The organism is Polynucleobacter sp. AP-Kaivos-20-H2 (assembly GCF_018882215.1).
GTDB lineage: Bacteria > Pseudomonadota > Gammaproteobacteria > Burkholderiales > Burkholderiaceae > Polynucleobacter.
Genome location: NZ_JACVOX010000002.1, coordinates 406,342 through 431,332, shown reverse-complemented (window position 1 = coordinate 431,332; position 24,991 = coordinate 406,342). Strand labels below are relative to the sequence as shown.

Annotated in this window: 21 protein-coding genes; 19 read left to right on the top strand and 2 right to left on the bottom strand. The window is 38.6% G+C overall.

The annotated features are described in order from the left end of the window. The first annotated feature begins 1 nt into the window (after position 1). The 12 genes from ICE89_RS06555 to ICE89_RS11670 all read left to right on the top strand — a co-directional run bounded on the left by ICE89_RS06555 (position 2) and on the right by ICE89_RS11670 (position 10,872). Positions 2-631, top strand: a complete 630-nt coding sequence (locus tag ICE89_RS06555) for an acetyltransferase (protein WP_216265302.1) — start codon at positions 2-4, stop codon at positions 629-631. Continuing rightward, positions 632-1,654, top strand: a complete 1,023-nt coding sequence (neuB, locus tag ICE89_RS06550; protein WP_216265301.1) for an N-acetylneuraminate synthase — start codon at positions 632-634, stop codon at positions 1,652-1,654. Next, entirely contained in the window at positions 1,651-2,811 is a 1,161-nt protein-coding gene (gene neuC / locus ICE89_RS06545) for a UDP-N-acetylglucosamine 2-epimerase (protein ID WP_216265300.1), read from the top strand. Before neuB ends, neuC begins: the two co-directional genes overlap by 4 nt. Positions 2,812-2,824: 13 nt before the next feature. Further along, positions 2,825-3,892: a nucleotidyltransferase family protein gene (locus ICE89_RS06540; protein WP_216265299.1), complete on the top strand. Its 1,068-nt coding sequence runs from the start codon at positions 2,825-2,827 to the stop codon at positions 3,890-3,892. Beyond that, positions 3,885-5,198, top strand: a complete 1,314-nt coding sequence (locus ICE89_RS06535) for an N-acetyl sugar amidotransferase (RefSeq protein WP_216265298.1) — start codon at positions 3,885-3,887, stop codon at positions 5,196-5,198. Before ICE89_RS06540 ends, ICE89_RS06535 begins: the two co-directional genes overlap by 8 nt. Positions 5,199-5,204: 6 nt before the next feature. Continuing rightward, entirely contained in the window at positions 5,205-5,972 is a 768-nt protein-coding gene (gene hisF / locus ICE89_RS06530) for an imidazole glycerol phosphate synthase subunit HisF (RefSeq protein ID WP_216265297.1), read from the top strand. Continuing rightward, positions 5,962-6,612 (top strand): imidazole glycerol phosphate synthase subunit HisH, encoded by a 651-nt coding sequence (gene hisH, locus ICE89_RS06525; RefSeq protein WP_216265296.1) that lies wholly within the window; start codon positions 5,962-5,964, stop codon positions 6,610-6,612. Before hisF ends, hisH begins: the two co-directional genes overlap by 11 nt. Then, positions 6,609-7,301 (top strand): cytidylyltransferase domain-containing protein, encoded by a 693-nt coding sequence (locus ICE89_RS06520; protein ID WP_216265295.1) that lies wholly within the window; start codon positions 6,609-6,611, stop codon positions 7,299-7,301. The genes hisH and ICE89_RS06520 overlap by 4 nt, the downstream gene beginning before the upstream one ends. 77 nt (positions 7,302-7,378) lie before the next feature. After that, entirely contained in the window at positions 7,379-8,863 is a 1,485-nt protein-coding gene (locus tag ICE89_RS06515) for a hypothetical protein (RefSeq protein ID WP_216265294.1), read from the top strand. Continuing rightward, positions 8,838-9,515: a CatB-related O-acetyltransferase gene (locus tag ICE89_RS06510; RefSeq protein ID WP_216265293.1), complete on the top strand. Its 678-nt coding sequence runs from the start codon at positions 8,838-8,840 to the stop codon at positions 9,513-9,515. Before ICE89_RS06515 ends, ICE89_RS06510 begins: the two co-directional genes overlap by 26 nt. 1 nt (position 9,516) lies before the next feature. After that, a complete protein-coding gene (locus ICE89_RS06505; protein WP_216265292.1) occupies positions 9,517-10,416 on the top strand; it encodes a glycosyltransferase family 2 protein in 900 nt (299 codons plus the stop codon). 42 nt (positions 10,417-10,458) lie between these two features. After that, a complete protein-coding gene (locus ICE89_RS11670; RefSeq protein WP_216861962.1) occupies positions 10,459-10,872 on the top strand; it encodes a hypothetical protein in 414 nt (137 codons plus the stop codon). 2 nt (positions 10,873-10,874) lie between these two features. On the opposite strand, the gene ICE89_RS06495 is transcribed toward ICE89_RS11670, so the two are convergent. After that, positions 10,875-12,803: a glycosyltransferase family 39 protein gene (locus ICE89_RS06495; protein WP_216265291.1), complete on the bottom strand. Its 1,929-nt coding sequence runs from the start codon at positions 12,801-12,803 to the stop codon at positions 10,875-10,877. Between the two features lie 150 nt (positions 12,804-12,953). Between ICE89_RS06495 and ICE89_RS06490 the strand changes: the two genes are divergently transcribed. The 6 genes from ICE89_RS06490 (at position 12,954) to ICE89_RS06465 (ending at position 21,827) form a co-directional block, all read left to right on the top strand. Beyond that, the gene (locus ICE89_RS06490) at positions 12,954-14,075 is read left to right on the top strand and encodes a DegT/DnrJ/EryC1/StrS aminotransferase family protein (protein WP_216265290.1); all 1,122 of its coding nucleotides are present in this window, start codon (positions 12,954-12,956) and stop codon (positions 14,073-14,075) included. Continuing rightward, on the top strand, positions 14,072-15,301 hold the full coding sequence (locus ICE89_RS06485) for a glycosyltransferase (protein WP_216265289.1): 1,230 nt from the start codon (positions 14,072-14,074) through the stop codon (positions 15,299-15,301). Before ICE89_RS06490 ends, ICE89_RS06485 begins: the two co-directional genes overlap by 4 nt. 715 nt (positions 15,302-16,016) lie before the next feature. After that, positions 16,017-16,967: a hypothetical protein gene (locus tag ICE89_RS06480; protein WP_370625343.1), complete on the top strand. Its 951-nt coding sequence runs from the start codon at positions 16,017-16,019 to the stop codon at positions 16,965-16,967. A gap of 83 nt (positions 16,968-17,050) precedes the next feature. Further along, positions 17,051-20,059, top strand: coding sequence for a thiamine pyrophosphate-dependent enzyme (locus ICE89_RS06475; protein WP_216265287.1), 3,009 nt, complete (start codon positions 17,051-17,053; stop codon positions 20,057-20,059). 2 nt (positions 20,060-20,061) lie between these two features. Next, complete coding sequence (locus tag ICE89_RS06470; protein WP_216265286.1) at positions 20,062-21,567, top strand: MBOAT family O-acyltransferase; 1,506 nt, start codon at positions 20,062-20,064, stop codon at positions 21,565-21,567. An 8-nt stretch (positions 21,568-21,575) separates the two neighbouring features. Beyond that, a complete protein-coding gene (locus ICE89_RS06465) occupies positions 21,576-21,827 on the top strand; it encodes an acyl carrier protein (RefSeq protein WP_216265285.1) in 252 nt (83 codons plus the stop codon). A 683-nt stretch (positions 21,828-22,510) separates the two neighbouring features. Here ICE89_RS06465 and ICE89_RS06460 read toward each other — a convergent pair. After that, positions 22,511-23,602, bottom strand: coding sequence for a glycosyltransferase (locus ICE89_RS06460; RefSeq protein WP_216265284.1), 1,092 nt, complete (start codon positions 23,600-23,602; stop codon positions 22,511-22,513). A 141-nt stretch (positions 23,603-23,743) separates the two neighbouring features. On the opposite strand from ICE89_RS06460, the gene ICE89_RS06455 reads away from it, so the two are divergent. Then, positions 23,744-24,952: a glycosyltransferase gene (locus ICE89_RS06455; protein ID WP_216265283.1), complete on the top strand. Its 1,209-nt coding sequence runs from the start codon at positions 23,744-23,746 to the stop codon at positions 24,950-24,952. Positions 24,953-24,991 lie beyond the last annotated feature (39 nt).

Here is a 24,991-nt window from a genome sequence, read left to right as displayed (position 1 = left end):
TATGGTCGATAAATCAAATTTAATCCTAGTTGGAGCAGGTGGCCACGCAAGATCATGTGTTGATGTTATAGAGGATGAGGATCGATTTCAAATTGCAGGGGTAGTTACAGATGAGCAAGATGATTCGGTAGATAAGATATTTGGGTATTCTAAAATTGGGCAAGACTCCGACTTGCTAGATTTGAAGGGGAGATATGATTTTGCATTTATTGTCGTTGGACAAATTCATTCTCCAAATCCGCGCAAATTATTATTTTCAAAAATATTAAGCATTGGATTTAAAGCACCAGTAATAATCTCCTCGCGAGCGTACGTATCTAAGCGTGCGAAAGTAGGGGAGGGTACTATCGTGATGCATGGAGCTGTTATCAATTCTGGGGTTGAGATTGGTCGAAACTGTATTATTAATTCTATGGCATTAATTGAGCATGACACCACTATTGGTGATCACTGCCATATTTCAACTGGGGTCAGGCTAAATGGTGGGATAAATATTGGATCTGATACATTTATTGCTAGTGGAGCAGTTGTTAAGCATGGAGTAAGAATTGGTTCAAATTGTTTCATTGGTATGGGATCTTTGGTGACCCAAGATCTAGCTGATGATACCAAGTTTTTAGCGGGCCATTAAATGACTATTCGGAATGCATCTCCTGTGCTAATCATTGCCGAGGCTGGCGTAAATCATAATGGCTCAATTGAATTGGCAAAAAGTTTAGTTGATGTAGCTGCACAAGCAGGTGCTGATTATGTAAAGTTTCAAACATTTATAGCCAGCAATCAAGTTATAAGGCTTGCAGAAAAAGCGGACTATCAAAAAATTAATACAAAGAATTCAGAGTCTCAATTTGAAATGCTAAGACGTCTTGAGTTAAGCTTAGTAGATCATCAGATGCTAATCAAGCATTGCATTTCCAGAAATATTGGATTCCTTTCAACTGCTTTTGATTTGGATAGTATCGATTTATTAGTTGGCCTCGGACAGCGTTTATTTAAGATTCCTTCTGGCGAAATAACAAACCTTCCTTACCTAGAAAAAATTTCTCAAGTTGCTGAGAAAGTAATTATTTCAACTGGGATGGCTAGTATGAATGAGATTGGGGACGCTGTGACTGTCTTTACATCGAATGGAATTAATAAATCAAAGATTTCTTTGCTGCATTGCACCACAGAATATCCAGCCCCAATGAGGGAGGTTAACCTAAGGGCCATGCTCTCGATTCACTCTAAGTTTGGAGTGGAGGTTGGATATTCAGATCATACCGCCGGAATAGAGATTCCAATAGCTGCGGTATCTTTAGGCGCTAAAATCATTGAAAAGCACTTTACCCTTGATAGGGGAATGTCTGGACCAGATCATGCGTGCTCTTTAATTCCTGATGAATTAAAGGCGATGATTCAATCTATTAGAAATGTTGAGCTTGCTTTGGGTGATGGTGAAAAAAAGGCAACCAAGTCTGAACTTCGGAATATTAATGTAGTGAGAAAATCAATTGTTGCTTCCAAAAAAATAATGGCTGGTGAGATTTTTACAATAGAAAATGTAACAACTAAAAGGCCCGGTATTGGAATATCCCCAATGGAATGGCACAGTGTAATCGGTAGGGTTGCTACTAAAAATTTTGATATAGATGAGATGATTTCTCTCAAATGAAAAAAATATGCGTAGTTACTGGCACTAGGGCGGAGTATGGGCTATTGCGTCAGCTAATGCTTGCAATCAAACACTCCAAAGAATTGGAATTACAGATACTGGTTACTGGATCACACCTTTCGCCTGAATTTGGTTTAACGGCCGTGGAAATTGAGCGGGATGCTTTTGATATTAGCAAAAAAGTAGAGATGCTTTTAAGTTCCGATACCGCGATAGGGCTAACTAAATCTATGGGACTTGCTTTGATAGGGTTAGCTGATGCGCTTCATGATTTAAAGCCAGATATTGTGTTGTTGTTAGGCGATAGGTATGAAATATTAGCCGCCGCAATTGCTGCATCAATTGCAAAAATTCCAATAGCACATTTACATGGAGGCGAGAGCACGCAAGGCGCCCTTGATGAGGGTTTCCGGCACTCAATTACAAAGTTATCGCAATTACATTTTGTTGCGATGGATGAGTATGCTAAACGCGTAAGACAGCTCGGAGAAACTCCAGATAGCATTTATTGTGTTGGCGGTTTGGGTGTTGACGCAATTTTGCAGGCAAGTCTCCTGTCAAAAGGTGAGATTGAAAATGCCCTTGGAGTAAGCTTTTCGCATAGAAATTTTTTAATCACTTTTCATCCTGCAACTCTTGATATTGCTAGTGCAGAAATGCAAATGAATGCGTTGCTAGAAGCGCTGGCAGGCTATTCGGATGCAAATCTATTGTTTACTATGCCTAATGCGGATAATGGCAGTCGAGGCATTATGGCCTTAATTAAAGAATTTTGTAGTCATAATTTAAACGCACAAGCATTTCACTCGATGGGCCAGTTGAGATATCTCTCTTGTCTACAGTTTGTCGATGTGGTCATTGGAAATTCTTCAAGCGGTATTATGGAGGCTCCATCCTTTGGCGTACCCACAATAAATATAGGCTCCCGACAGGATGGAAGGGTAAAAGCATCCTCGATAATCGACTGTGATCCACTTGCATGTGATATTTCTGCTGCGATAGATTTGGCCCTGTCTAAAAACTTCAAAGCTCAAGCGCGAAATACTAAAAATCCCTATGGGGACGGTGGCGCAAGCAACAAAATTATCCAAGCGCTAGAGAGGTTTGATTTAAAGACCCCTTTAAATAAGATATTTCATGATTTAAATATTAATTGATAGGTTTTTGGCGGTGAACAATAATCCAAAATGGTCTGATACAGCTCTTTCTAGAGAATCAAAAATCCAAGATGCTATTAAGTGTCTTGATGAAACCGGTCTTAAAATAGTTCTGGTTATTGATGGTAGTAATAAACTTATTGGAACAATTTCAGACGGTGATATTCGCAGGGGCTTACTAAGTGGTCTTCAACTAGATAGTGGGGTTCATTCTATCATTCACAAGAATGCGCTGGTAGTTCACCCTGAACTTTCTAGAGAGAGCGTCTTGCAATTAATGGTTGTGAACAAGATCCAGCAAATCCCAGTTGTGGATGGGGATGGAAATTTGGTTGGTCTACATTTATGGGATGAAGTAACTGTGATTGAGGAGAGGAAAAATCTCATGATTGTCATGGCCGGGGGGTTTGGTAAAAGGTTGATGCCTTTAACCGAGTCTTGCCCAAAGCCAATGCTCCCCATTGCTGGAAAGCCCATGCTTGAGCATATTATTGAAAGAGCCAAGGCAGATGGGTTTGTAAATTTTATAATATCAATTAATTATTTGGGTCATATAATTAAGGATTATTTTGGAGATGGTAGTCGTTTTGGCGTTCAAATAGGGTACTTGGAAGAGGAAAATCCTCTAGGTACTGCAGGAGCATTAAGTTTGTTAGGTGAAGAAATTGATGAGCCATTTCTAGTTACTAATGGAGATGTGATTACCGATATTGGCTATGGAGATGTTCTTAATTTCCATGAACGACACCAGGCCGATGCGACTATGGCGGTTAGACTCTATGAGTTACAGAATCCCTATGGGGTTGTGCGCATGGAGGGTACTCAGATTGTGGGGTTCGAGGAAAAACCGGTTTACAGAAGCCATATAAATGCCGGCGTTTATGTCCTAACACCTAGGTGCCTTCGATTTTTAACTCCTAATCAGTATTGTGATATGCCCGCCTTATTTGAAACTATTAGGGAGAGACAAAAAAAAGTTGTTGCATATCCAATGTTTGAGCCATGGCTAGATGTTGGTCGACCAAATGATTTGGATTTAGCAAATGCAGGTTTAAATAAAAAGAGTATCCATAGTGAATAAAATCGTATACCCAAACGAGATAAATTTTTCAAAATATAGCGCAGAAGTTGATGATCCAGATGCTTTTTACGGACTCCCTCGGACGGTCTGCTATTGCAAGAAATGTGTGATTTCAAATCAAAGGCCTAATTCAGCCGTTGAGTACCAACATACAAAGGAAACCAAAAAGGAAACCATTTTCTTTGATGGGGATGGAGTATGTGATGCTTGCAAGTTTGCCGAGTATAAAAAAACATCAATCGACTGGGCCTTAAGAGAAAAGCAGTTAATGGACCTTTGCAACCAACATCGCAAAGATGATGGGTCCTACGACTGCATTGTTCCCGGATCTGGGGGCAAGGATAGTTTTTATGCATCTCACATATTGAAAAATAAATATGGAATGCACCCATTAACAGTTACCTGGGCACCCCATGTATACACAGAATGGGGCTGGCGCAATTTTCAGTCTTGGATACACGCTGGGCATGATAACTTTTTAATGACACCGAATGGAAAAGTTCATAGATTACTGACGAGACTCTCAACAGAGTTACTATTTCATCCATTTCAGGCATTTATGTTCGGGCAAAAGGCGCTAGCTCCTAAAATGGCCTTGTTATTTAATATCCCTCTTGTTTTTTATGGTGAAAATGAAGCCGAATACGGCAACCCTATAAGCGATACCGAAACTCCCAAGAGAGATTGGGCTTACTTTACATCGGGGAATCAATCAAATATTTATCTAGGCGGGGTCTCTGTAGCAGACCTCAAGGAGAAATTTGGGCTGGATCAAAACGATTTGCAGCCATACTTGCCTGCTGACCCCAACCTAATTGAGGAAAAAAAGGTGGAAGTCCACTACCTTGGGTACTACCTTAAATGGCATCCTCAAAATTGCTATTACTATGCAGTAGAAAATGGAGGGTTTGAAGCCTCTCCCGAAAGAACGCCTGGAACTTATTCCAAATACAATAGTATTGATGACAGAATTGATGATTTGCATTACTACACTACTGGTACAAAATTTGGAATTGGTAGGGCAAGTTATGATGCAGCTCAAGAGATTAGGTCAGGCGATATAGATAGGGCCGAAGGCGTAGCATTAGTACGCAAGTATGATCATGAATATCCAGAACGTTTTATCAATGAAATGTTTTCTTACCTTACTATCGACCAAAATCAATTTCCTCAAGCTAGTCAAATGTTTGAAGTGCCAAGAATGGACAAAGAATATTTTAGACTCCTCACTAATCAGTTTAGATCGCCTCATTTGTGGATTTATGAAAGCGGTAACTGGAGATTGCGTCATCCTATTAAAGATTAAAGCGGCATGAATAATGTCAGATTAATCGCAAGGCTCGATATTAAAGGTGAAAACCTTATAAAGGGTATTCGGATGGAGGGTCTCAGGGTGATGGGGGAGCCCAACGCATTTGCAAAAAAATATTATGAAGATGGTGTTGACGAATTAATCTATATGGATTGTGTTGCAAGCTTATATGGAAGAAATCATTTAGCAGAGATAATTGAGAGAGCGGCAGAAAATATTTTTGTTCCTATGACTGTTGGTGGTGGCATTCGTTCTGTTGATGATGCTCGAAATATATTGCGACTTGGCGCAGATAAGATTGCAATTAACACCGCCGCAGTAGAAAACCCCAATTTAATCAGTGAATTGGCTTATAGGTTTGGGAGTCAGGCTGTTGTCTTATCGGTTGAGGCAAAGAAAAATCAATCAAATCAATGGGAGGTCTATACCCACGGAGGAAGGGAGAGAACTGGGCTAGATGTTCTTGAATGGATTTCAGTTGCTCTATTAAAAGGTGCCGGTGAAGTTCTTTTAACATCCGTAGATAGGGAGGGAACAAGGAATGGTTTCGATCTCGCTTTATTGAAAGAGGTTTCAGCGATTTGTTCTGTTCCATTGATTGCTAGCGGCGGAATGGGTAAGGTCGAAGACTTAATGGATGCCGTTAATATTGGTGGAGTAGGTGCTATTGCTATGGCCGATATTCTCCATTATAAAAGGCTGAATTTGCCTGAAATTAGAAATTTTGCATTGAATAATAATTTACCTGTCCGTCATTATGCAAACTGAAGTCATCATAGTCGATTACGGTCTTGGAAATCTAAAGAGCGTAAGCAGAGCAATTCAGTATTGTGGAGGAATCCCAAAGATCTCTTCCGACCCAAATGAAATTCGCAGTGCTCAAAAAATTATTCTTCCAGGTGTTGGGGCTTTTGGCGAGGGAATGAAGCGTCTTTCAGAAGCGGGATTGGATGAAGCAATCAAAAGCGGGGTTAAAGATGGCGCTAATTTATTAGGGATTTGTCTTGGGATGCAAATGCTCATGGATACTAGTGAGGAGTTTGGTGATGAGTTCGGGCTCGGTCTTATTAAGGGCCCCGTCAGAAAAATAAATGCTATTGGCGATTCTGGAGAATTTCATAGAAAAGTTCCGCATATAGGTTGGAGTCCACTTCAATATGGACCAAATACAAGTAGTTGGACCGGCTCTCCCTTGGAGGCAATTGCGCTCGGATCGCCTGTTTATTTTGTGCACTCTTTTATGGCTTGCCCAACAAGTGAAACCGAAATTATTGCATCCTGTAATTATGGTGGCCTGCAAATAAGTGCGGTGATAAACCATAATAAGGTATGGGGAATGCAGTTCCATCCAGAAAAAAGTGGTAGGGCTGGTCTTGAGATGATGAATAAATTTATCAGCATGATATGAAGCTGATAGCAATCGTTCCCGCAAGATCTGGATCTAAAAGATTACCCGGTAAAAATATAAAACTAATTAACGGGCGACCTTTGATATGTTGGACTCTAAAAGCGGCAAAAGAATCAGGTATTTTTCAGGATATTGTTGTAACAACAGACTCTGCTGAAATTGCTAATATTTCTAGGTCAAATGGGGCAACCAAAATAAGCATGCGCCCCAAAGAGCTTTCAGGAGATCATGCTAGCACTATCGATACTGTAATTTATACGCTAGATGAATATGAGTCTCAACATGGTCCTATTGATGGTGTAATGCTCCTGCAACCCACATCACCATTTAGAACTACAGAATTAATGAAGGAGGCTGCGCATTTATTTTTTCATGGTGAAAAACGATCTTCGGTTGTCTCCTTTGGTATGGCTAGGAATCATCCTGCCTGGTGTTTTAGATGGAATGGTGGAGCTTTAACTCCTTTTGATGGAGGAAAGTATTTGAACGCGCGAAGTCAAGATTTGGAGCCGGCATATGTCATTAATGGGAATGTTTACATTTCTTCACCGGAGTTGATACGCAAATCAAGGGGGTTTGTAAGCGAAGAAACAATTCCATTGATTATGGAAAATCCGATTCATTCAGTTGATATAGATACTGAAGAGGATTTCCTTTATGCAAGATTTTTATTCTCATCTAGTAATTGAATGAATTGTCAGTGTAAATTGCATTTTTGCTTATTTACGAGCATGGAGTTTGAATGCGGGCGCCCTGGATCAATTCTATGAATTCTCAAAATAAAAATTTAGATTTAATCGCTAAGTATGAAGAAAGTCATGCAGTTGAATCATATTTATCTGAAGGTTGGCATGTATGGCCTCTTCTGAGAAATGCGCTAGCATGGAACTTTTTTCCTGAAACAGATCAGCTTATAGTGCTAGACAATGTGGCAAGAAAATTTATCAATGTACTAAAAAGGTTGTATTCAAAAATAATATATTTTTCTTTATATAGATTTCAATATTTTGAACATTTGGACTCTATTTTTATTGTTAGCTCATCAAGAAGGGTAAATATTGATGGGGTTTCTCATGAAATATATAGTGATCCAATGGTTGAATTATGTCTAAAGCATGGCATAAATTGCCGCGCATGGGAAATCTCTGCGGGTTCAAAAAACCAAAGAAATAAGAGTTTCAAGTTCGGCGGCAGAATGAAAAATGAAACTAGAATAAGAAAATCAGAAAAATTAGAATCAGAGGTTCCCGAATGGTTTGACGATTATCAGATCCTGGCCTCAGAAATAATCGGGCGAAAAATTCACTGGCAGGAGGTTTGTCAATTAATTAACATAACAACTACCCGTGCAAAAATTTTTCAAGATTGGTTTCAATTATCAAAACCTAAAATAATCTTTTCAGTATGCTGGTTTGATGCTATCAATATGGCTGCAATTATGGCAGCCAAGAAGTTAAGCATAGTGAGTGTTGAAATTCAGCACGGTATTCAAGGTATCAATCATCCTGGCTATTCCCTCTGGCTAAAATTTCCAGCGGGTGGATATGAGGTTTATCCGGATATCTTCTGGGAATGGGGTGTTAGGTCGGTTGAAGAGATCCGGAAATACAACCCCATATTAAGTAGCAAAAGTCTAGCTATTGAAGGAGGAAATCTTTGGCTAAATTCTTGGAAAGAAAAAAAGATAAGTAGTGTTCGTAACAAAGTTGACGAGGATTGCCTCACAATTTTAGTGGTCCTGCAGCTTGATCCTCCGACGGCTTTAATTAAGGCAATTAATGAGTGCGAAATGCGCTGGAGGTGGATAGTGCGATTTCATCCCACAAGAAGTAAAAAGCTGAGAGCCCTAGACGCTAAAAAATTTATCGGAAAGAATATCTTCTTTGAGTACCCAGAGGAAGTAAGTGCATATGAGTCTATTATTAACTCTGACTGCATTGTCACAGAGGGCTCTGCGGTTGCGCTTGAAGCGCTTGGGGTTGGGTCAAACGTGGTGATATTAGGTGACACTTTCTTGGGTAAGCTTGCTCAGCAAGCTTACGAATACTATATAGCTAGCGGTGATATGATAGTTTCCAGCGATAACAATATAATAAAATCTATTATAAGATCTGTAAAAAGTGTAAGCTCCATTAATATGTCGCGAGAGTTTGCTGATGAGGCATCCTCTCATATTGCACTTAATCGTATTTTTGAAATGGCTCATAACTTAAAGGGGAAAATTTTTGATAAAAATAGTTTCTCTCTTTAAGAGATTAAAATTTAAGCTGCTTAACAAGTCCAGCATCACAAACCCTGAGTTAATAGATGCAAAAGCATCGGTATTTCGTTCAGAAATAAGTGGGAATGTTAAGGTTGGCCCGGGATCAATTATTCGCGACTCCACAATTATTGTAAAAAATTTAGCAATAGGAACCTATTCTTCTTTATGGGGGCCCAGTATCATGATTAACGCTAATATTAATGAGGTAATTATTGGCAACTTCTGCTCGATTGGAAAAAATGTAACTATCCAAGAATATAGCCATGATTATTCAAAATTATCCTCATACTTTATAGCTACCAATTTATTTGGCGAGGATTTGTCTGGCTGCGTAACTTCTAAGGGCCCCATAATCATTGGAAGTGATGTGTGGATTGCTTCAAACGTTGTAATAGGCTCGGGGGTAAGAGTGGGGGATGGGTCTGTAATTGCAGCTGGAAGCGTAGTTCTTAATGATGTCCCCCCATTTGCAATTGTTGCGGGAGCGCCTGCTAGGGTCTTGCGATACCGATTCACTTCTGAGGTAATTGATAGGTTAGTTGAAATTTCATGGTGGAAATGGGATTTTGAAAAAATTAAAAAAAACAAAAGTCTTTTTGAAAGAGTGCCAACTTTGACTAATTTACAAGAAATTTTTTGATATGCACATTGGAATTAGCGTTATTATTCCTACGAAAAATCGGGCTAGCACTCTAATTGAGTGTGTAAATTCTGTTCTAGAGCAGACGTATGGACCTGATGAGGTAATAGTTGTAGATGACCATTCTGACGATGATACAAAAAATTTAATTTCTTCTCATTCCGATGTCCGCCTAAAGTATGTTGCATTAATTGAAGAGTCGGGAGCGCAGGCCGCCAGAAATATGGGGTTAAAGATGGCGCATTCTGACTGGATAGCATTTCAGGATTCAGATGATCTATGGCTGCCAGATAAACTAGAGAGACAGGTTGCAGTTATAGAAAGTGAAGGGCGTGATCAATGTCTTGTAATCCATGGTGACGCAATAAAAAAAAATATCACAACAGGGGTGGAGGAGAGAATCACATTACCATTTACAAATGGTAATTGTTACAACGATCTTTTGATTAAACCTGCCCCCTTTTTGCAGGCTATGCTTGCTCCTAGGAGATTATTAATGAAACTAGGCGGTCTTGATCCACTATGCCCCTCTCATCAGGAGTGGGATTTGAGCATCCGTTTGGCAAAAAATTCAAGGTTTATTCACATAAGAGAGCCCCTATTTATTTGGCAAAGACATGAATTTGAGACCATAAGCGCCGATCCTGAAAAGGGAGTTGCTGGTTATGATTACGTGATTGAGAAATATAAAAAAGAAATTACCATGACTCATGGGTATAGAAAGTGGAGGCAGCTAAAGCTATTAAATACGCTAAATGCACTTAAAAATGGATGCTATGAGCAGGCAAAAGCATTGATACGCAATCAGGGAATAGGCCTGACCGTTTCCTTAACGAATTTTTTTATTTTGATAAAAGTCTATCCCCGTGGATTGGGAAGATTAATTGTACTTTTAACTTAGAGGCTTAACGTGATTAGAAGGATAGTTCATAGCAATACAGAATTGGCAATTATTCTTAGCTCTCAGTATAAGGCCGAGGGTATACAGTTTTTAACTCCCTCCGCTTACTCCCAACAGCTTGGCTATATGAATAGGCCAGCTGGTTATAAGATACAACCTCATTTGCATAATGTTATCGCAAGACAGGTTAGTCTTACCCAGGAAGTTCTAATTGTTAAGAGCGGTGTAGTTAGGGTTGACTTTTATTCGGTAAATAGGATCTACTTAGAAAGTGCGATTTTATCTTCCGGGGATATTATTCTTCTTGCCTCCGGAGGGCATGGTTTTGAAATTCTTGAGGATGCTGAAATTGTAGAGGTTAAGCAGGGGCCTTATTCTTCTGATGAGGATAAGATACGTTTTGATGGGGTTGATGAAGAATATATTCGTATAAATACTATGCCGGATATAAGTTAGGTCTAATGTGTGGTTGGAGGCAAGAAAGGTGCATGGATGCTTAGGTTTTCATCCCCCCAAATCTTTCTGTACATTTGCCCATCGAGTGCCTCGACCTTTCTTTTTGAATTAATATCCAAAATTAGATCTTGTTGTATTGTTTCATTGTTAAGTGTTTTCGAGATATTTTCTACTTTGACATTGTGCAAGTGAATGGAAGTTCCTTGTAGTAGAGCGAATATTGGATACTCCCATTCGTCTCCTTGAATAATTAACCCAACATTTTTTGCTCCTGAACTTTTAATTATCTCTACAGCTTTTGTGAAGCTTTCAAATAACCTCGGCCGATTTATAAAATATTGGAAATCTCTGGATGTGGTTAATATATTTTCCGTTGTTCTATAAAAAGGGGGTTTTGACTGGAGTTTAGCTAATAGAGGCTTTGTAGAACTAAATAGAATCCACGGTAAGCACGAGATCACCAAAATTAGTTGGATAGGGTATAGCTGTGATCTTAAAAATTTAACACTTGAAATTATATAAGCCAGGAAAGGTGTCCAAAGGATAAAGATTGGTAACTGTAACCTGCTATGCCATGGTTGCCACTTTAGATAGATTGAAAATATCAGAAAGCAGCTTACCAAAAAATAAATATAGTTAGTTATCAATTTTTTTTCTATTTTTTTATTGCATAAATATATAAGCAGGCTCATTCCAATAAGGAGCAGGTGTAATAGGTTGCCGGTGCCATCTTCATGAGGATTCAGTGGATCAAGGGAAAACGGTATTTCGCCCCAAGTGCTTCGTAGATCGGAAGTAGTTATCCCGATAAAATAATGAACGCTTTCTACTCCCTTGGTAATAAGATTGTTGACTTGAGGTACAGGCGAGTTTAGGTGGATTGCCAGGTTTCTAATTACATTAGAGATAATGATGGGGGCATTAATAAGGTCATTAGAATAAGAAAGCTCTCCCTCTCGACCTGGACCTAATATATTTCCATATAAGTGAAAATTTCGAAAATATTGCCCGGTATTTAATATGGCGCAGCATATCGTAGTCGTAATACAGATTTTAAATATTGCCTGCCAATTATCTTTTATCTGGAATAAAGTAAAAATAAATAGAGGAAGCGCGAATAGGTATCCCGTTCCTTTAGTGGCAAAGCTCAAGCCTATTGCAATAGGAAAGAAAAGTATATGGATAGGAGTTTTTTCACGACTTATTTTTATAGCTAAATAAGCTCCAGATACGAGCATTGAAGTTAAAACATAGTCATTTTGAGTGCTGGTACTCTGCATAATTCCCATTGGAATTGTTATTGCCAAGAGAGCAGTTAATAATTGGTAGCTTCTTCTGCAGCCGAAGTCTTTGGCAATTAAGGAGGCTCCTAAGATGGATATGGACATCCCAAAAAATTGTGGAATGTTTGCTAATCGGTCAGAATCGCTAAGAATTTGAAGGTGCAATATTAAATATTCTGATAAAGGTGGCTGATGTAACTGGCGCAAAATGTGTGTTGGGTAAAATCCAATATTGTGATTTTGTTTCCAGTGGGCAACCCTTGCCATATGGTAGGTCATGGAATCCCAGGTATTCGGTGGACACACGATTGCTAGAAATAGCAATAATCCCCAAATAGCTATAGTACTGGTGATCGCAAATTTTTCTTTTAAATCTAAGTCTTTGATACGAGTTAATGGTAGGAATTTTTTAATCTTATAACCACGGCATTTATATGCTAACCAAGCAATTGAGCTTGTCCAGCATATGGTGATTGGCAAGAAGTATATGCCATCAAAGAGGCTGATAAATTCAGTAGCTAGGGCTGTGAAGGCTGTAAAAACGAGCCATGCCAAAACAAAGCTCTCACGAATTCCCACTGCATTCTTGGGCCTATAAATCCATATGGCAAGGAGAAAATAGGTGGCAAATAATAAAATTGCTGTCATTTATATTTTTATGTGTCTGACTGATTGGGATTGGATGGCTTTGAATGCTTATATTGCCTCAATTTGGAGCAATATAAGCGGAAGTTTATTGGGTTTATTTGTTACTTCCTCACTATTTTAGTGGCAATAAATATGTAAAAATACGGGGTAATGAATAAATTTATACCTGTTAATGAGCCGTTATTAGATGGCAATGAAAAGAAATATCTAATCGAGTGTATTGATTCTGGATGGATTTCTTCTGAGGGGCCATTTGTCGCTCTGTTTGAGGAAAAATTTTCACAGAAGGTTAACAGGCGTTTTGGGATTGCAGTTTCAAACGGCACTGCAGCGATTGATGTTGCAATTGAAGCTTTGGGAATTGGCCCTGGCGACGAAGTAATATTACCCACTTTCACTATTATTTCTTGTGTAAGTCAAATTGTGAGATCTGGAGCGATTCCAGTTTTAGTTGATTCCGATCCAATCACATGGAATATGGACGTTTCTCAAATTAGATCAAAAATAACCCCTAAGACTAAAGCAATCATGATTGTCCATATTTATGGCCTTCCAGTTGATGTGGATCCTGTACTTGCGGTTGCAAAGGAGTATGGATTAAAAGTGATTGAAGATGCTGCCGAGGTTCATGGCCAGCTCTATAGGGGGAGGCCGTGCGGAAGTTTTGGCGATATCAGTACATTTAGTTTTTATCCAAATAAACACATCACTACCGGTGAGGGTGGAATGGTATGTACCAATGATGAAGGTTTGGCTCAAAAAGTGCGTGATCTTAGAAATCTTTGTTTCCAGCCTGGTAAGCGATTTATTCATGAGCGACTGGGTTGGAACTTGCGTTTAACAAATTTGCAGGCTGCAATTGGAGTTGCCCAGCTAGAGAGACTAGATGAATTTACAAAACGTAAGCAATTAATGGGGCGGCAGTACACGGAGTTATTAGGTGGGATTTCGGGTGTGCAATTGCCGCTTGCAAGAACAGATTATGCGGACAATATATATTGGGTGTATGGCCTGGTTCTTAATGAAGATTTGGGAATAAATGCAGAGACAGCAATGCAAAAGTTGCTTGATAAAGGCGTAGGATGTCGCCCGTTCTTTTACCCCATGCATCAACAGCCAGTGATGAAAAATAAGGGTTTTTTTAAAGGGGAGAGCTTCCCGGTAGCCGAACATATGTACAAAAATGGTTTTTATATCCCAAGCGGTATCGCGCTTACAGAAGATCAAATTCAGCAAGTGTCCAAGAAGGTGCGCGAGGTCCTCGGAACATGAGCCTTCTTCGCCCCATTAGGCTTGCTGTTTATTTTGATCAAAAAATACTTAATGGCGGCGGTTTTCAGCAGGCATTAAACGCTGCGCTCCTGATAAAGGAGCTCCCCAATACTCTTGTTTGTCCAGTTTTTTATGTCAAGCACAAGGAAAGTTTGGAGACTTTAGGGGCTCATGGAATTCAATCAATTTTTCTTGAGCAGTCTTATCTTTCCAGGATTTTCACAAAGATTAGAAGAGGAATTAGGAGTGAACTGTTTTTAAGGTTAATAAAAAAAATATTTGGTCCCAATGGATTTGAGAAGGGCTTTATTAGAAATGGTATTGATTTAGTTTACTTTGTATCTCCCAGCCCAGAGGCTGCTGATCTTGACGAGCTGAACTATTTAATAACCATATGGGATTTGAGTTTTAGGGAGGATGTTGAATTTCCCGAGATTCGTTCGTATAGGGCATTCGAAAATCGTGAGTGTTTATTTAGGGATATCCTGCCTAAAGCAATGGCAATTATTGCTGATTCAGAAATGGGGAAGAGGAATCTATCAAAATACTACGGTCTTGATTCTGAAAGAATAATTGTATTGCCTTATATGCCGGCCCAAGGGGTAATGGTTGATCCAAGTTTGCATGAAAAAAAATATTTCGATGTGGCTACCATATATGACTTAGACGTTCCATATATCTTTTACCCTGCACAGTTTTGGGCACACAAAAATCATGTTTATATTCTACATGGTCTAAAAATATTAGAATCTAGCTATGGGCATACAGTTGGCGCCATCTTTTCTGGTGGAGACAAGGGCAATCTAGGTCGAATAAAAAAATTAGCACAAGAATTAGGTTTGATAGATCGTATCCGTTTCGTGGGTTTTGTGGAAAATAACATCGTTCCTTATTTGTATAAACAAGCTCTAGCACTTGTGATGCCTACATATTTTGGGCCGACAAATTTACCTCCGTACGAGGCATTCGTTTTGGGGGTACCTGTTTTGTATTCAAATAAATCCGGTCTTCGTGATCAGGTTGAGGATGCAGCCTTGTTGATGGACTTGGCTGATCCTACCTCAATGGCCAAGCATTTAGTAAGTTTGATTGAAAATGAGAAAATTTCTTACAATCTTTTTCTAAGTGGCAATGCTTTGTTAAAACGGATCAAAGATTTTGATAGGCTTGAAAGCCTTAAGAAAATGCTAGAGTTGTTTAGATGCCGTCTAGTGACGTGGAGTTAAGGTATTTTCCCTTTGAGGATAGCTAAAAATTTAGTTGAGCATTCTGGTTGGCAGTGCTACTGAAATTCGCAAACACTTCGCAGAGATTTTTTTTAGCAATCTCCTAGGGGTTGGTAAAGAATATTTCAAGGTTTACTTCTTTATCAATGCCTGCTGCTGAAGTCTGCCTCCGTAGATCGATAGTATGAATATCCGTGTGTCTAAATAATTCAGCCAATTTATTAACATTATAAACGGGGATTACTAGTGGTGAGCATTGCAAAGCTCAATTGATTGGGGAATCGGAATTATTAGGAGCATAAAGATTGATTCACATCTGTATGTGCAATTATTGGAGCTTTAAATTTTGATGTTTAAAAAAGATAAATGTTAAGTCATTAAAATAAAGCCATATGATACATAATTGCTAAGATATTATGGCCCATATAAAAATATTCATAAATTTATTTATTGAGATTATTTTAAGTGTACATGGGGTTGATAAAGGTAAGAGCATATTATAAAATTAGACGATAAGATAGCTAGATAAGGGCTATTGATATCATATATTTGATAACTCTTAAAACATCTTAGATATAAAAACAGAAAAATAATGAAAAACTTTTTTTTTATAAAAATATTTTTTTTGGTATTTATCTTGATGGCAATTGCCATTATTTCATTTAATTACTATGTTGATCCATTATGTATGTATTCAAATTTCTGTAATTCTAGAATGGAAAAAAAAATTGCAAAGGAGTTAACGCGCTACCAATATGTAAAAACTAGGAATATTGATGAGAGAATGTTTATATTCAACAGAATTGGCATTGAAAAATCAAAAGCAAATGTTTTAATAACGGGCTCTTCCCGAATAATGCAAGTAGGCAGCCAAAATCTTCATAAAGATGTGCTGAACCTTAGCGTTAGCGGAGCATCGTTGGAGGATATAGTGACCATATTGGATCTTGGGCTTGCCCAGTTTAATCCTAAGCAGATAATTATCGGTTGCGATCCTTGGTTATTTAATGAGCTATCCGGGCAAAAAAGATGGACTAGTCTAGAGGCCCACTATGTCAAGGCGGTAAAAAAATTAGGCGTCATGCCTCCAATTGCTAACCCTAAGGCATCCAATAACTATAAAATGTTAATGAGTATCGACTATGCAGTTGAATCAATGCGCTACCTCGCCAGCTTGAATAAAGATTTGGGTTTAAATGATGGAACTCCTCTTGACGATGTTAATCTAATCAAGAGAGATGGCAGCATGATTTATAACAATGTATATGCCAATCAATCTCAATTTGAAATTATTGAAAGTGCCAAAAATTGGTCGAAATATTCCCTGAATCCTTATAGTTATTCCCCTGTATTAATGGATGTCTTTTCGCGCCTAATTGATTATTACAGAAAGGATAGAGAGATAATTTTATTATTGACGCCTTATCACGAATCCACCTACCAAAGATTACTTAAAGGTAATGTTGATATTGTATCTATAGAAAAGCAATTTATATCTATTGCAAAGGAAAAAGGAGTTACATTGGTGGGGTCATACAATCCTAAAAAAACAAGCTGCACTCCATATGAATTTTTTGATGGAGCTCATCCTAAAGATAGTTGTATGCAAAAAATTGTAAAAGAGTTAAATGTTGTTGGAGAGATTGTGGTTAGCGGTAATTTATAAATCAATTTACTTGAAGACTCTGGTTTCTCAAATAATTAGAGCCTACCAATTTTCAAATTAATATAATTTTCCCATAAAAACCTATGATGAATGAATTGCCTGAAATTGCTCCATTTGGTTTCCTTTCCAATAGGAAACGTCTAGGCCTCGATGATTTTTATATCAAATGCAAATTTATTCGCGGATTCGAAGAGAGGTTGTTGGATTTATTCTCTAAGGGAAAAATTTCCGGTACAACGCATACTTCGTTGGGTCAAGAGGCTAATGCCGTTGGAATTGCCATGGCCTTTTTAGATGACGATATTTTTGTCAGCAACCATAGATGCCACGGGCATTTATTGGCGCACATAGGTAGGCCAGATTTGCTCCTAAAGGAGGTGATGGGTGATCAGGGGGGGTTTTGTGGTGGGCTTGGTGGTAGCCAGCATATCTGCGTACCGGGAAAATTCTATTCAAATGGTATTCAAGGTGGAATTCTACCGCTTGCGGCTGGACTTGCTTTTTCAATCAAGCATAAGAAGGTTGAAAACAAAGTCGTAATTGTCTTTATTGGTGATGGCACGACTGGGCAAGGCGCCCTTTATGAGACGATTAACTTGGTTCAGTACCTTAAATTGCCAGTTTTGTTCGTGGTGGAGGATAATGGGATCGCTCAAACTACAGATACGTCTTGCACAATAATGGGTGCTATCTCTCATCGATTTGAGGCGTTCGGTATCGAAACAACTGAGCTAGAGTATCCAACAGCCGATGAGGTTTATGCAGTTACAAAGAAAATCTCTCCTCTTGTTCGCCAATGCATTCCACATGCCATTATTATTAAATCTTCACGATTGGGGCCGCACAGCAAGGGCGATGATACCAGGGCTGAAGATCTCATTCAAAAAATTAAAAACTTAGATCCCCTGAGAAGAATGGAAAGTGAACTAAGCGATTTGGGCCTTCTCGAGGATGCGGATGCAAAAATTAAACTTTCCCTCGCCCAGTTAGATGTTTTATGCAATCAAAATGCCACTCCTGCTAAAAATATCCTTTCCTCATATTCGTCAATTTCGCAAAATACAGACGACTTAATTGAGTTGGATGGAACCTCCTTTGCCGCAAGAATAAATTCATCGCTTAAGGAGCTTATTCTTGATGATCCATCAACTATATTGCTAGGTGAAGATATAGGGGATCCTTATGGTGGGGCTTTTAAAATTACTAAAGGCTTGCAGGAACTTTTTCCAGGTAATGTTTATCAAATGCCAATCAGCGAGCTTGGTTTTACGGGTCTTGCAGCAGGCTCTGCTTTATTGGGATTGCGGCCGGTAGTTGAAATTATGTTTGGCGATTTTGCCCTATTGGCAATTGATCAAATAATAAATCATGCTGCTAAATATACGCTAATGTATCAAGGGCAAGTTAAATGTCCTTTAATAATGCGGTTGCCCATGGGCGGTGGCCGTGGCTATGGGCCAACGCACTCACAGTCCTTGGAAAAACATCTTTGCGGAGCACCAAATATACAAGTTATTGCATTGTCGCCATTTGCGCCAATCAAGCCCATATTTAAAATGCTCAAGAGAACCTCGGCACCTGTAGTGTTGATTGAACATAAAATGGACTATGTTAGGAAGGTCGATTTTCGAAGGGATCTATTAGATAGTTTCCACATCAACATCTATAATTCATTTGTAGTCTACACCCCTAGAGCAGTAAACAAAAATCTATCGGACGCTCTTTTGTTTACATATGGAGGGCAAGCCTATAATGCACTCGAGGCAGTCAAATATTGTGCAAAACAAGGACTACAAATAGATGTCGTCATTCTCACTCTATTGAGCCCAATACCCAGTGATTTATTTAATTCTGTTTCAATTTCTGAGCATACTCAAGCTATATTTACTCTCGAAGAGGCTTCAGTTGGATGGGGTTTTGGGAGTGAGATTGCATCTCAGCTTATGTCAAAAATTTCCAGACCGCCGCCTCTAATTAGAATGGGTGCCCTAGACACTATAATCCCTGCCAGCAGACTTCTGGAAGATGAGGTTCTCCCATCGATTGATGGAATAGCGTCGCTTATAACTTCCTCTTTAAAGAGTCGTAATAATTCAAATCTGCAATCCCTTAATGAAGTGCCACTTCAAAACCCATCCATAGATACGATGGGGGTCGGAGCTATTGCTAATATAGTAGCCCCGCATTTAAACGCCAATGATGATGAGCTTAAGGTGGTTAGCTTTTCCGTTGCCAGCGGGTCCTTGGTTAAAAATAATCAAGTGATTGTGTCTGTTGAAACTTCAAAAACAATCGAAGATATATGTTCGCCGGCTGATGGTTATGTCTGGCATTTAGCAGATATCGGAAGCATAGTTAAAAATGGTCAAACTATTTCACTCCTGTTTGAAAAAGCAGTGGATATTGAGCTGGCGGAAAAAATTCTTAAAGACCAGAAATTTCCAAAGTTTCATAATGAGATTTTCGGTGCTTCGAAAGAAGAATCGATGATGGTGACTGCAATCAATGCATCCCGGGTCCGAAAAGAAATGATTAGGATGGTTGAGTTAAGTCATCAAAAAATTCCAGCTGCACATCTCGTGGCCGAATGCGATCTACGTGACAGAGGAAATCAGGATCAACTTGATTGCTTGATATTTTATCTGTCTCAGACATTAAGTCGATTCCCAAATGCAAATGGATATTATGACGAACATCAATACCATAATAGCGAGATCCATGTTGGATTTACAGTTGATGTAGAAGGGGATCTTTATATGCCAGTTATTGCAAAAGCCAACCAAAAAAGCATCAAAGAGATAGCCAATGAACGAATGGAAATCATTCTTTCCCTCTATCGTGGTGAGGGGGTAAAAGGTTCAGAGGTCACCCCGACAATCTGCGTATCAAGTCTCGAGGGAAAATGGATCTCGCATCAAATTCCAATTGTGTATCCAAAAACGGCAGTAATTATTGGCATAACTGCTCGTAACGTTATTAATGCATCAAAAAAGATTACATTAGTGGCTGCCTATGATCACAGGGCAATATCAGGCTACGAAATGACAAATTTAATGGATTCCCTTTTGGATGCTTGGGTTGCTGAAAAATAAACGTGCTATTTAATTCATTTGAATTCATATTTATTTTCCTGCCCTTGGCAGTCTTTTGTTTTATTTATACAGAAAAATATTTCTCCAAAAAAACTGCATTGATTACTATTGTATTGTTTTCGGCATGGTTCTATGCTTCATGGAACCCTGCATACCTTGTGCTTTTAATTGCGTCCATAGCAATAAATTACAGTGCTGGCATTCTAGTGGGTAAAAATTTGCCAGTAAATATTCGAAAATTAATAATGGTTGCAGTTATTTTTATTAACTTATGTTTATTGATTTACTTTAAATATCTTGCCTATTTACTGATGATTTTAGGATTACCTCCAGTTAATCTAGGGGGGTGGACATTTGAAAGCTTAGCTTTACCGCTGGGTATTTCATTTTGGACATTTCAGCAAATTAACTTCCTTTTGGAAAGATTCAACAATAGAAAGCATAATTTAGATTTTCTTAGTTACACTTCTGTAGTTCTTTTTTTCCCGCACTTAATTGCGGGTCCAATTGTAAGAACATCTGAGTTGGCCCCCCAAATTCATAAAATTGGAAGCAGGGCGCGCGACCTTAGTTCAGACTTAACTATTGGGATATTCCTATTCGCAATAGGTCTTTTCAAAAAGGTGATACTTGCTGATAATTTAAGCCCAATCCCAAATGCTTTATTTTCAAATCCAAATCAAAGTGATGTTTTATTTGGATGGTTTGCAATAGTGAGCTATATGTTGCAACTTTATTGTGATTTTTCAGGATACTGTGATATGGGCATGGGCCTTGCAAAAATGTTTGGGTTTACTTTCCCAATTAACTTTAATTCCCCTTTGCGGGCTACCAACTTTGTAGATTTTTGGAGGAGATGGCACATAACCTTGACAAGGTTTTTTACGGATACCTTGCATGCTCCTTTAACAATATCATTGTTAAGAAAATTTCCAAATGCATCGGAAAATATTACTGCAAGCATCCCAATTATTTTTACATTTTTTATAACTGGAATTTGGCATGGCGCAGGCAATCAGTTTATTATTTTTGGCGCCCTAAACGGTATAATTATGGCGGTCTGCATTATTTATATGAGATATGTGCCGTATTCAATTCTTCCTGCTCCAGTATTAAAAATGCTGAATTTATTATTGGTTTCTTTCGTCTTTCTTTTTTTTAGAGCTCCAACGCTTTCAGTTGCGTTAGAGATATCATATTCTCTATTTGATTTAATGGGCTTGAAATCTGCGCATGAAAGTATTTCTCAAATATATAGTCAATTCGGCTATTCTAGAATTTTGCTATTTTTCTTTGTCTTATATCTTTGTCTATTTACTAATAACGTATATAAAAATATTCAGAATATCTTCCAGCCAGCAGGTTTCAGGGTGCCACTAATAAATCCAAAAAGCTTTAGCATTAAATTTGATCTAAAAACAGCCATCTTCACAGCAATTATTTTTTTTATTTCGATCTGCGCTCTTTTGAATGCTCAGAGCAGTGAATTTATTTACTTTCAATTTTAGCGGTGTATATGGACAAAAATTACCTTTTCGAAGTGGTTAAAACTGAGTTATCTGAAATATTTAAATGTAATGCACTTGAATTTACGCGAGATACCTGTGCTGCTGATATTGAACTTTGGGACTCTTTAAATAATGTTAAGATGTTATTGCAATTAGAGAAGAAGTTTAAAATTCGCTTCAGTGGTATTGATGCCTCTTCATTGGAGAATGTGGGTGAATTAGTTGACTTGATAGCGGTCAAACTTATTCCGAACCCTTAAAAAAATGTTTTAGACATTTCACTAGAGATATCTAAGAGCCCAGTCCGGCACTCTAAATTATGCAACAAGGCTTTAGTTTTTGTTGCTAACGATTCAAAGCAGTTCTTATGGTTGACGGTTAATTTTGATTAATATTGTCTAATTTTTTATGAATCGTTCTTCATCTATCTAATTCTAGTGAATTTAACGCTTTTTATTTTTGTAAAAAAATTTTTTAGTTCTTGAGAGTAGTTAAATAACCCAATATTAGGTGTAGCTACTCCAATTTCTTGTACTGTAGTACATTCCCAGTTGCTAAATGCAATGTCGAATATTCCCTTGATGCTAGTAGCTAATTACTCATGAGTAGATTTTATCCGGGGAAAATTCTTCTCTTGGCATGGAGTAGTAATTTTAAGTTTTCCATTTGCTTACTTTTTACCTTCATTTCCTGAGATGGAGTTAGATTCTACCCCTGCATAATTATCTGATTATCTAAGTTAATTTTTTAACTAACTTAAGCAACTAATATTTTCGAGCATTTGGTTATATTCTAAATTTGGAGTGTTTTAAATCAATTGCCCTTAATCCTTTCTGAATTTGGTAGAAAGCGAAAAAAAGGAGCGCTAACTTCTTTTTGTCCCTGGAAGGGTGCTATATCTCTCAATAATGATGGAAATTTGCTGGATGACTTTTATCTTGACTTATTTTTTAATCAACAGCCATCTAGGAGTCTTAAATCGCACAATGGCCCAGTAGAGCCATATGTAAGTGAGTGCAAAAAGAATGGTGCAGATCTTAAGCGCAATGTGATTTCGCCAAAATAATAGTGCTGGAATTGCTGCCATGCTGGAAAGGATCCACAGGTAAGGCGCAGTAATTGCATTTCTTTGGGTTAATAATTCTGGATCTGTACTGCCGATTGCCCAGCGGACAACCCGCTTATAGATGACTTGATGTAAGTGTGCTGCATCAGGTAGTCCAGGGCTACTTCGTTTTAGAAGGAGGCGTCGATAAATGGTAAATAGGGTTTCAAAGATTGGGTAAAAGCAGAGCAACAGTGGAAACCACTTTGATACATCGGGATTTCTTGCAACAAGAAGGATGGAGAGCTCTGCCACCCAGAAGCCAACTAAATACGCGCCGCTATCACCCAGGAAGATCAATCCTTTTGGGTAGTTCCATATGAGAAATCCGAGTAGTGCACCTACCCCAGCAAATGCGCACACCATAATAGATGTATCGTTAACTTGAAAGGCAACATAAGCAATAGCAAGCAAAATAATTGCGGCAACAGCACTGGAAAGTCCGTGATAACCATCGATGATATTGAAGGCATTCGCAACGCCTGCTACGCTAAAACAAGTAAAAGCAATAGAGATTGCGGGAATGGCTAAGAAAGTATCAAGGCCAAAAAACTGCAGCTCCCCTAACCAGGTATTTAAGCTATACCCACAGATTCCAGCAGAGATAAAGCAGGCCGCTAAACGCTCTTTAATTCCAACTCGCTTGGTAAGATCCTCTATGAGGCCAGCAATAAAACAGGGCAGGGATGATAGTAGCAATATGGCGCCAAATCTTGCTATGTCAGCATTAGTCGTCCAGCGAGATAAAAGAGCAACTAAAAGACCGGCAAAGATAGCAACACCACCAATTCGGGGGACTATTCCTTGATGAAATTTTTGAATTCCTGCGTTCTCGTGATCTCCGCTTATATGTGCGTGCATGTGCTGGTAGCGTACCAGCACCAAACAAACTAGAAATGAGGTCAATAGCGCAGAAAGAAGGGCTGACATTAGAAGCTTTAAATGAGTTTGAGCTATTTTAACTGCAATATGTCTGAATTAGCAGTGCAATCAGGGGTAATCAGGTGATAATTTGGATTATTCCCATCTTTATTTTATTGTTGATTTGGTTTTGGTAAAGCGATTTAAGTTATGTCAAAAATTAGCTATTCCATTTTGTATATTGCCGATATTCATGGGCCAAAACTTATTCAAGCGCGTGGAATTAAGCGTAATCTTTCGCTAGCTGGCTATACAAAAGTATGTGCTATTGCGGAGAGTCTGCGATTATTTGGGCATCGGGTTACCATTCTCAGTTTTGGTTCGCCAGCCGAAGATTCGGGAAAAAATTTTCCAGCGATGCAAGAGCTGATTCAACAGTCCCATGGTGATGGATTGAAGGTAATTTATGTTCGTGCTATCGATATCAAAATACTGAGAGATTTTTATTCCGGCCTTTATACTTTGTTTAAATTGCCTAGTTTAATTAGGCAAAATTCTATTGATACCGTTATTGTTTATAACTTAAGTATTGCTAATTTGCTCCTGGCTACTGTTTCGAAAATACTGGGGTGTAATGTTTTTTTTGAATATGAGGATTCGATCCGCATTAGTAGAAATGGTCCCAAATTTATATTGCTCAAATGGTTTACGGGTGGATATGAGGCTCTTGCCAGACAGCTTGCTCGTGGTTCAATTAGCGCAAGCATTGAATTATCTCAAGCATTTAAATCTGATCGTCAGTTAATTATTCCAGGTATTCTGGGGCGGGATATCAATGATTTATCAGCTTATCCGCGGGCAGGGGTTTGGGATTCATCCAGGCCAATACGGCTGATTTATGCTGGCGGTCTAGATCATTCAAAAGGTCTGGATCGTTTTTTGGGGGCTTTACTTAGCATGAACTCTTCCTACCCGATTGAGATGAGAATTTGTGGTACCGGGCCTCAGGAATCCCTGATTAAGGAGATGTGCGAGCGTAGTGGTGGTCAAGTACAGTTTTTAGGATTAGTTTCCAGAGAAGAGTTATTAAACCAATTGATGTGGGCGGATGTAGGTATAAACCCACATAGATCTGATTTGCATAATGGGGGGACTTGGCCCTTTAAAGTGGTTGAGTATCTAGCAACCTGTGGGACTGTATTTTGTAGTAATACAAATTACATAGGCGACGACCTTGCGGCTCAACTTTTTCTTTATGAGGGTAATTCGGAGAGTCAAATTAGAGATGCTCTCCATGTATTTTTCAATCAATGGCCAAAATTATCGACAGCTATTGAGTCAAGAAGGAAGTGGGCGCTCGGAAAATATTCTCTAGAAGCTATTGGGTCTGAGTTAAATGCATTATTGCAAGAGCATTAAATCTATAACATTTTTCATGGGTATGAATATTTTGCGATC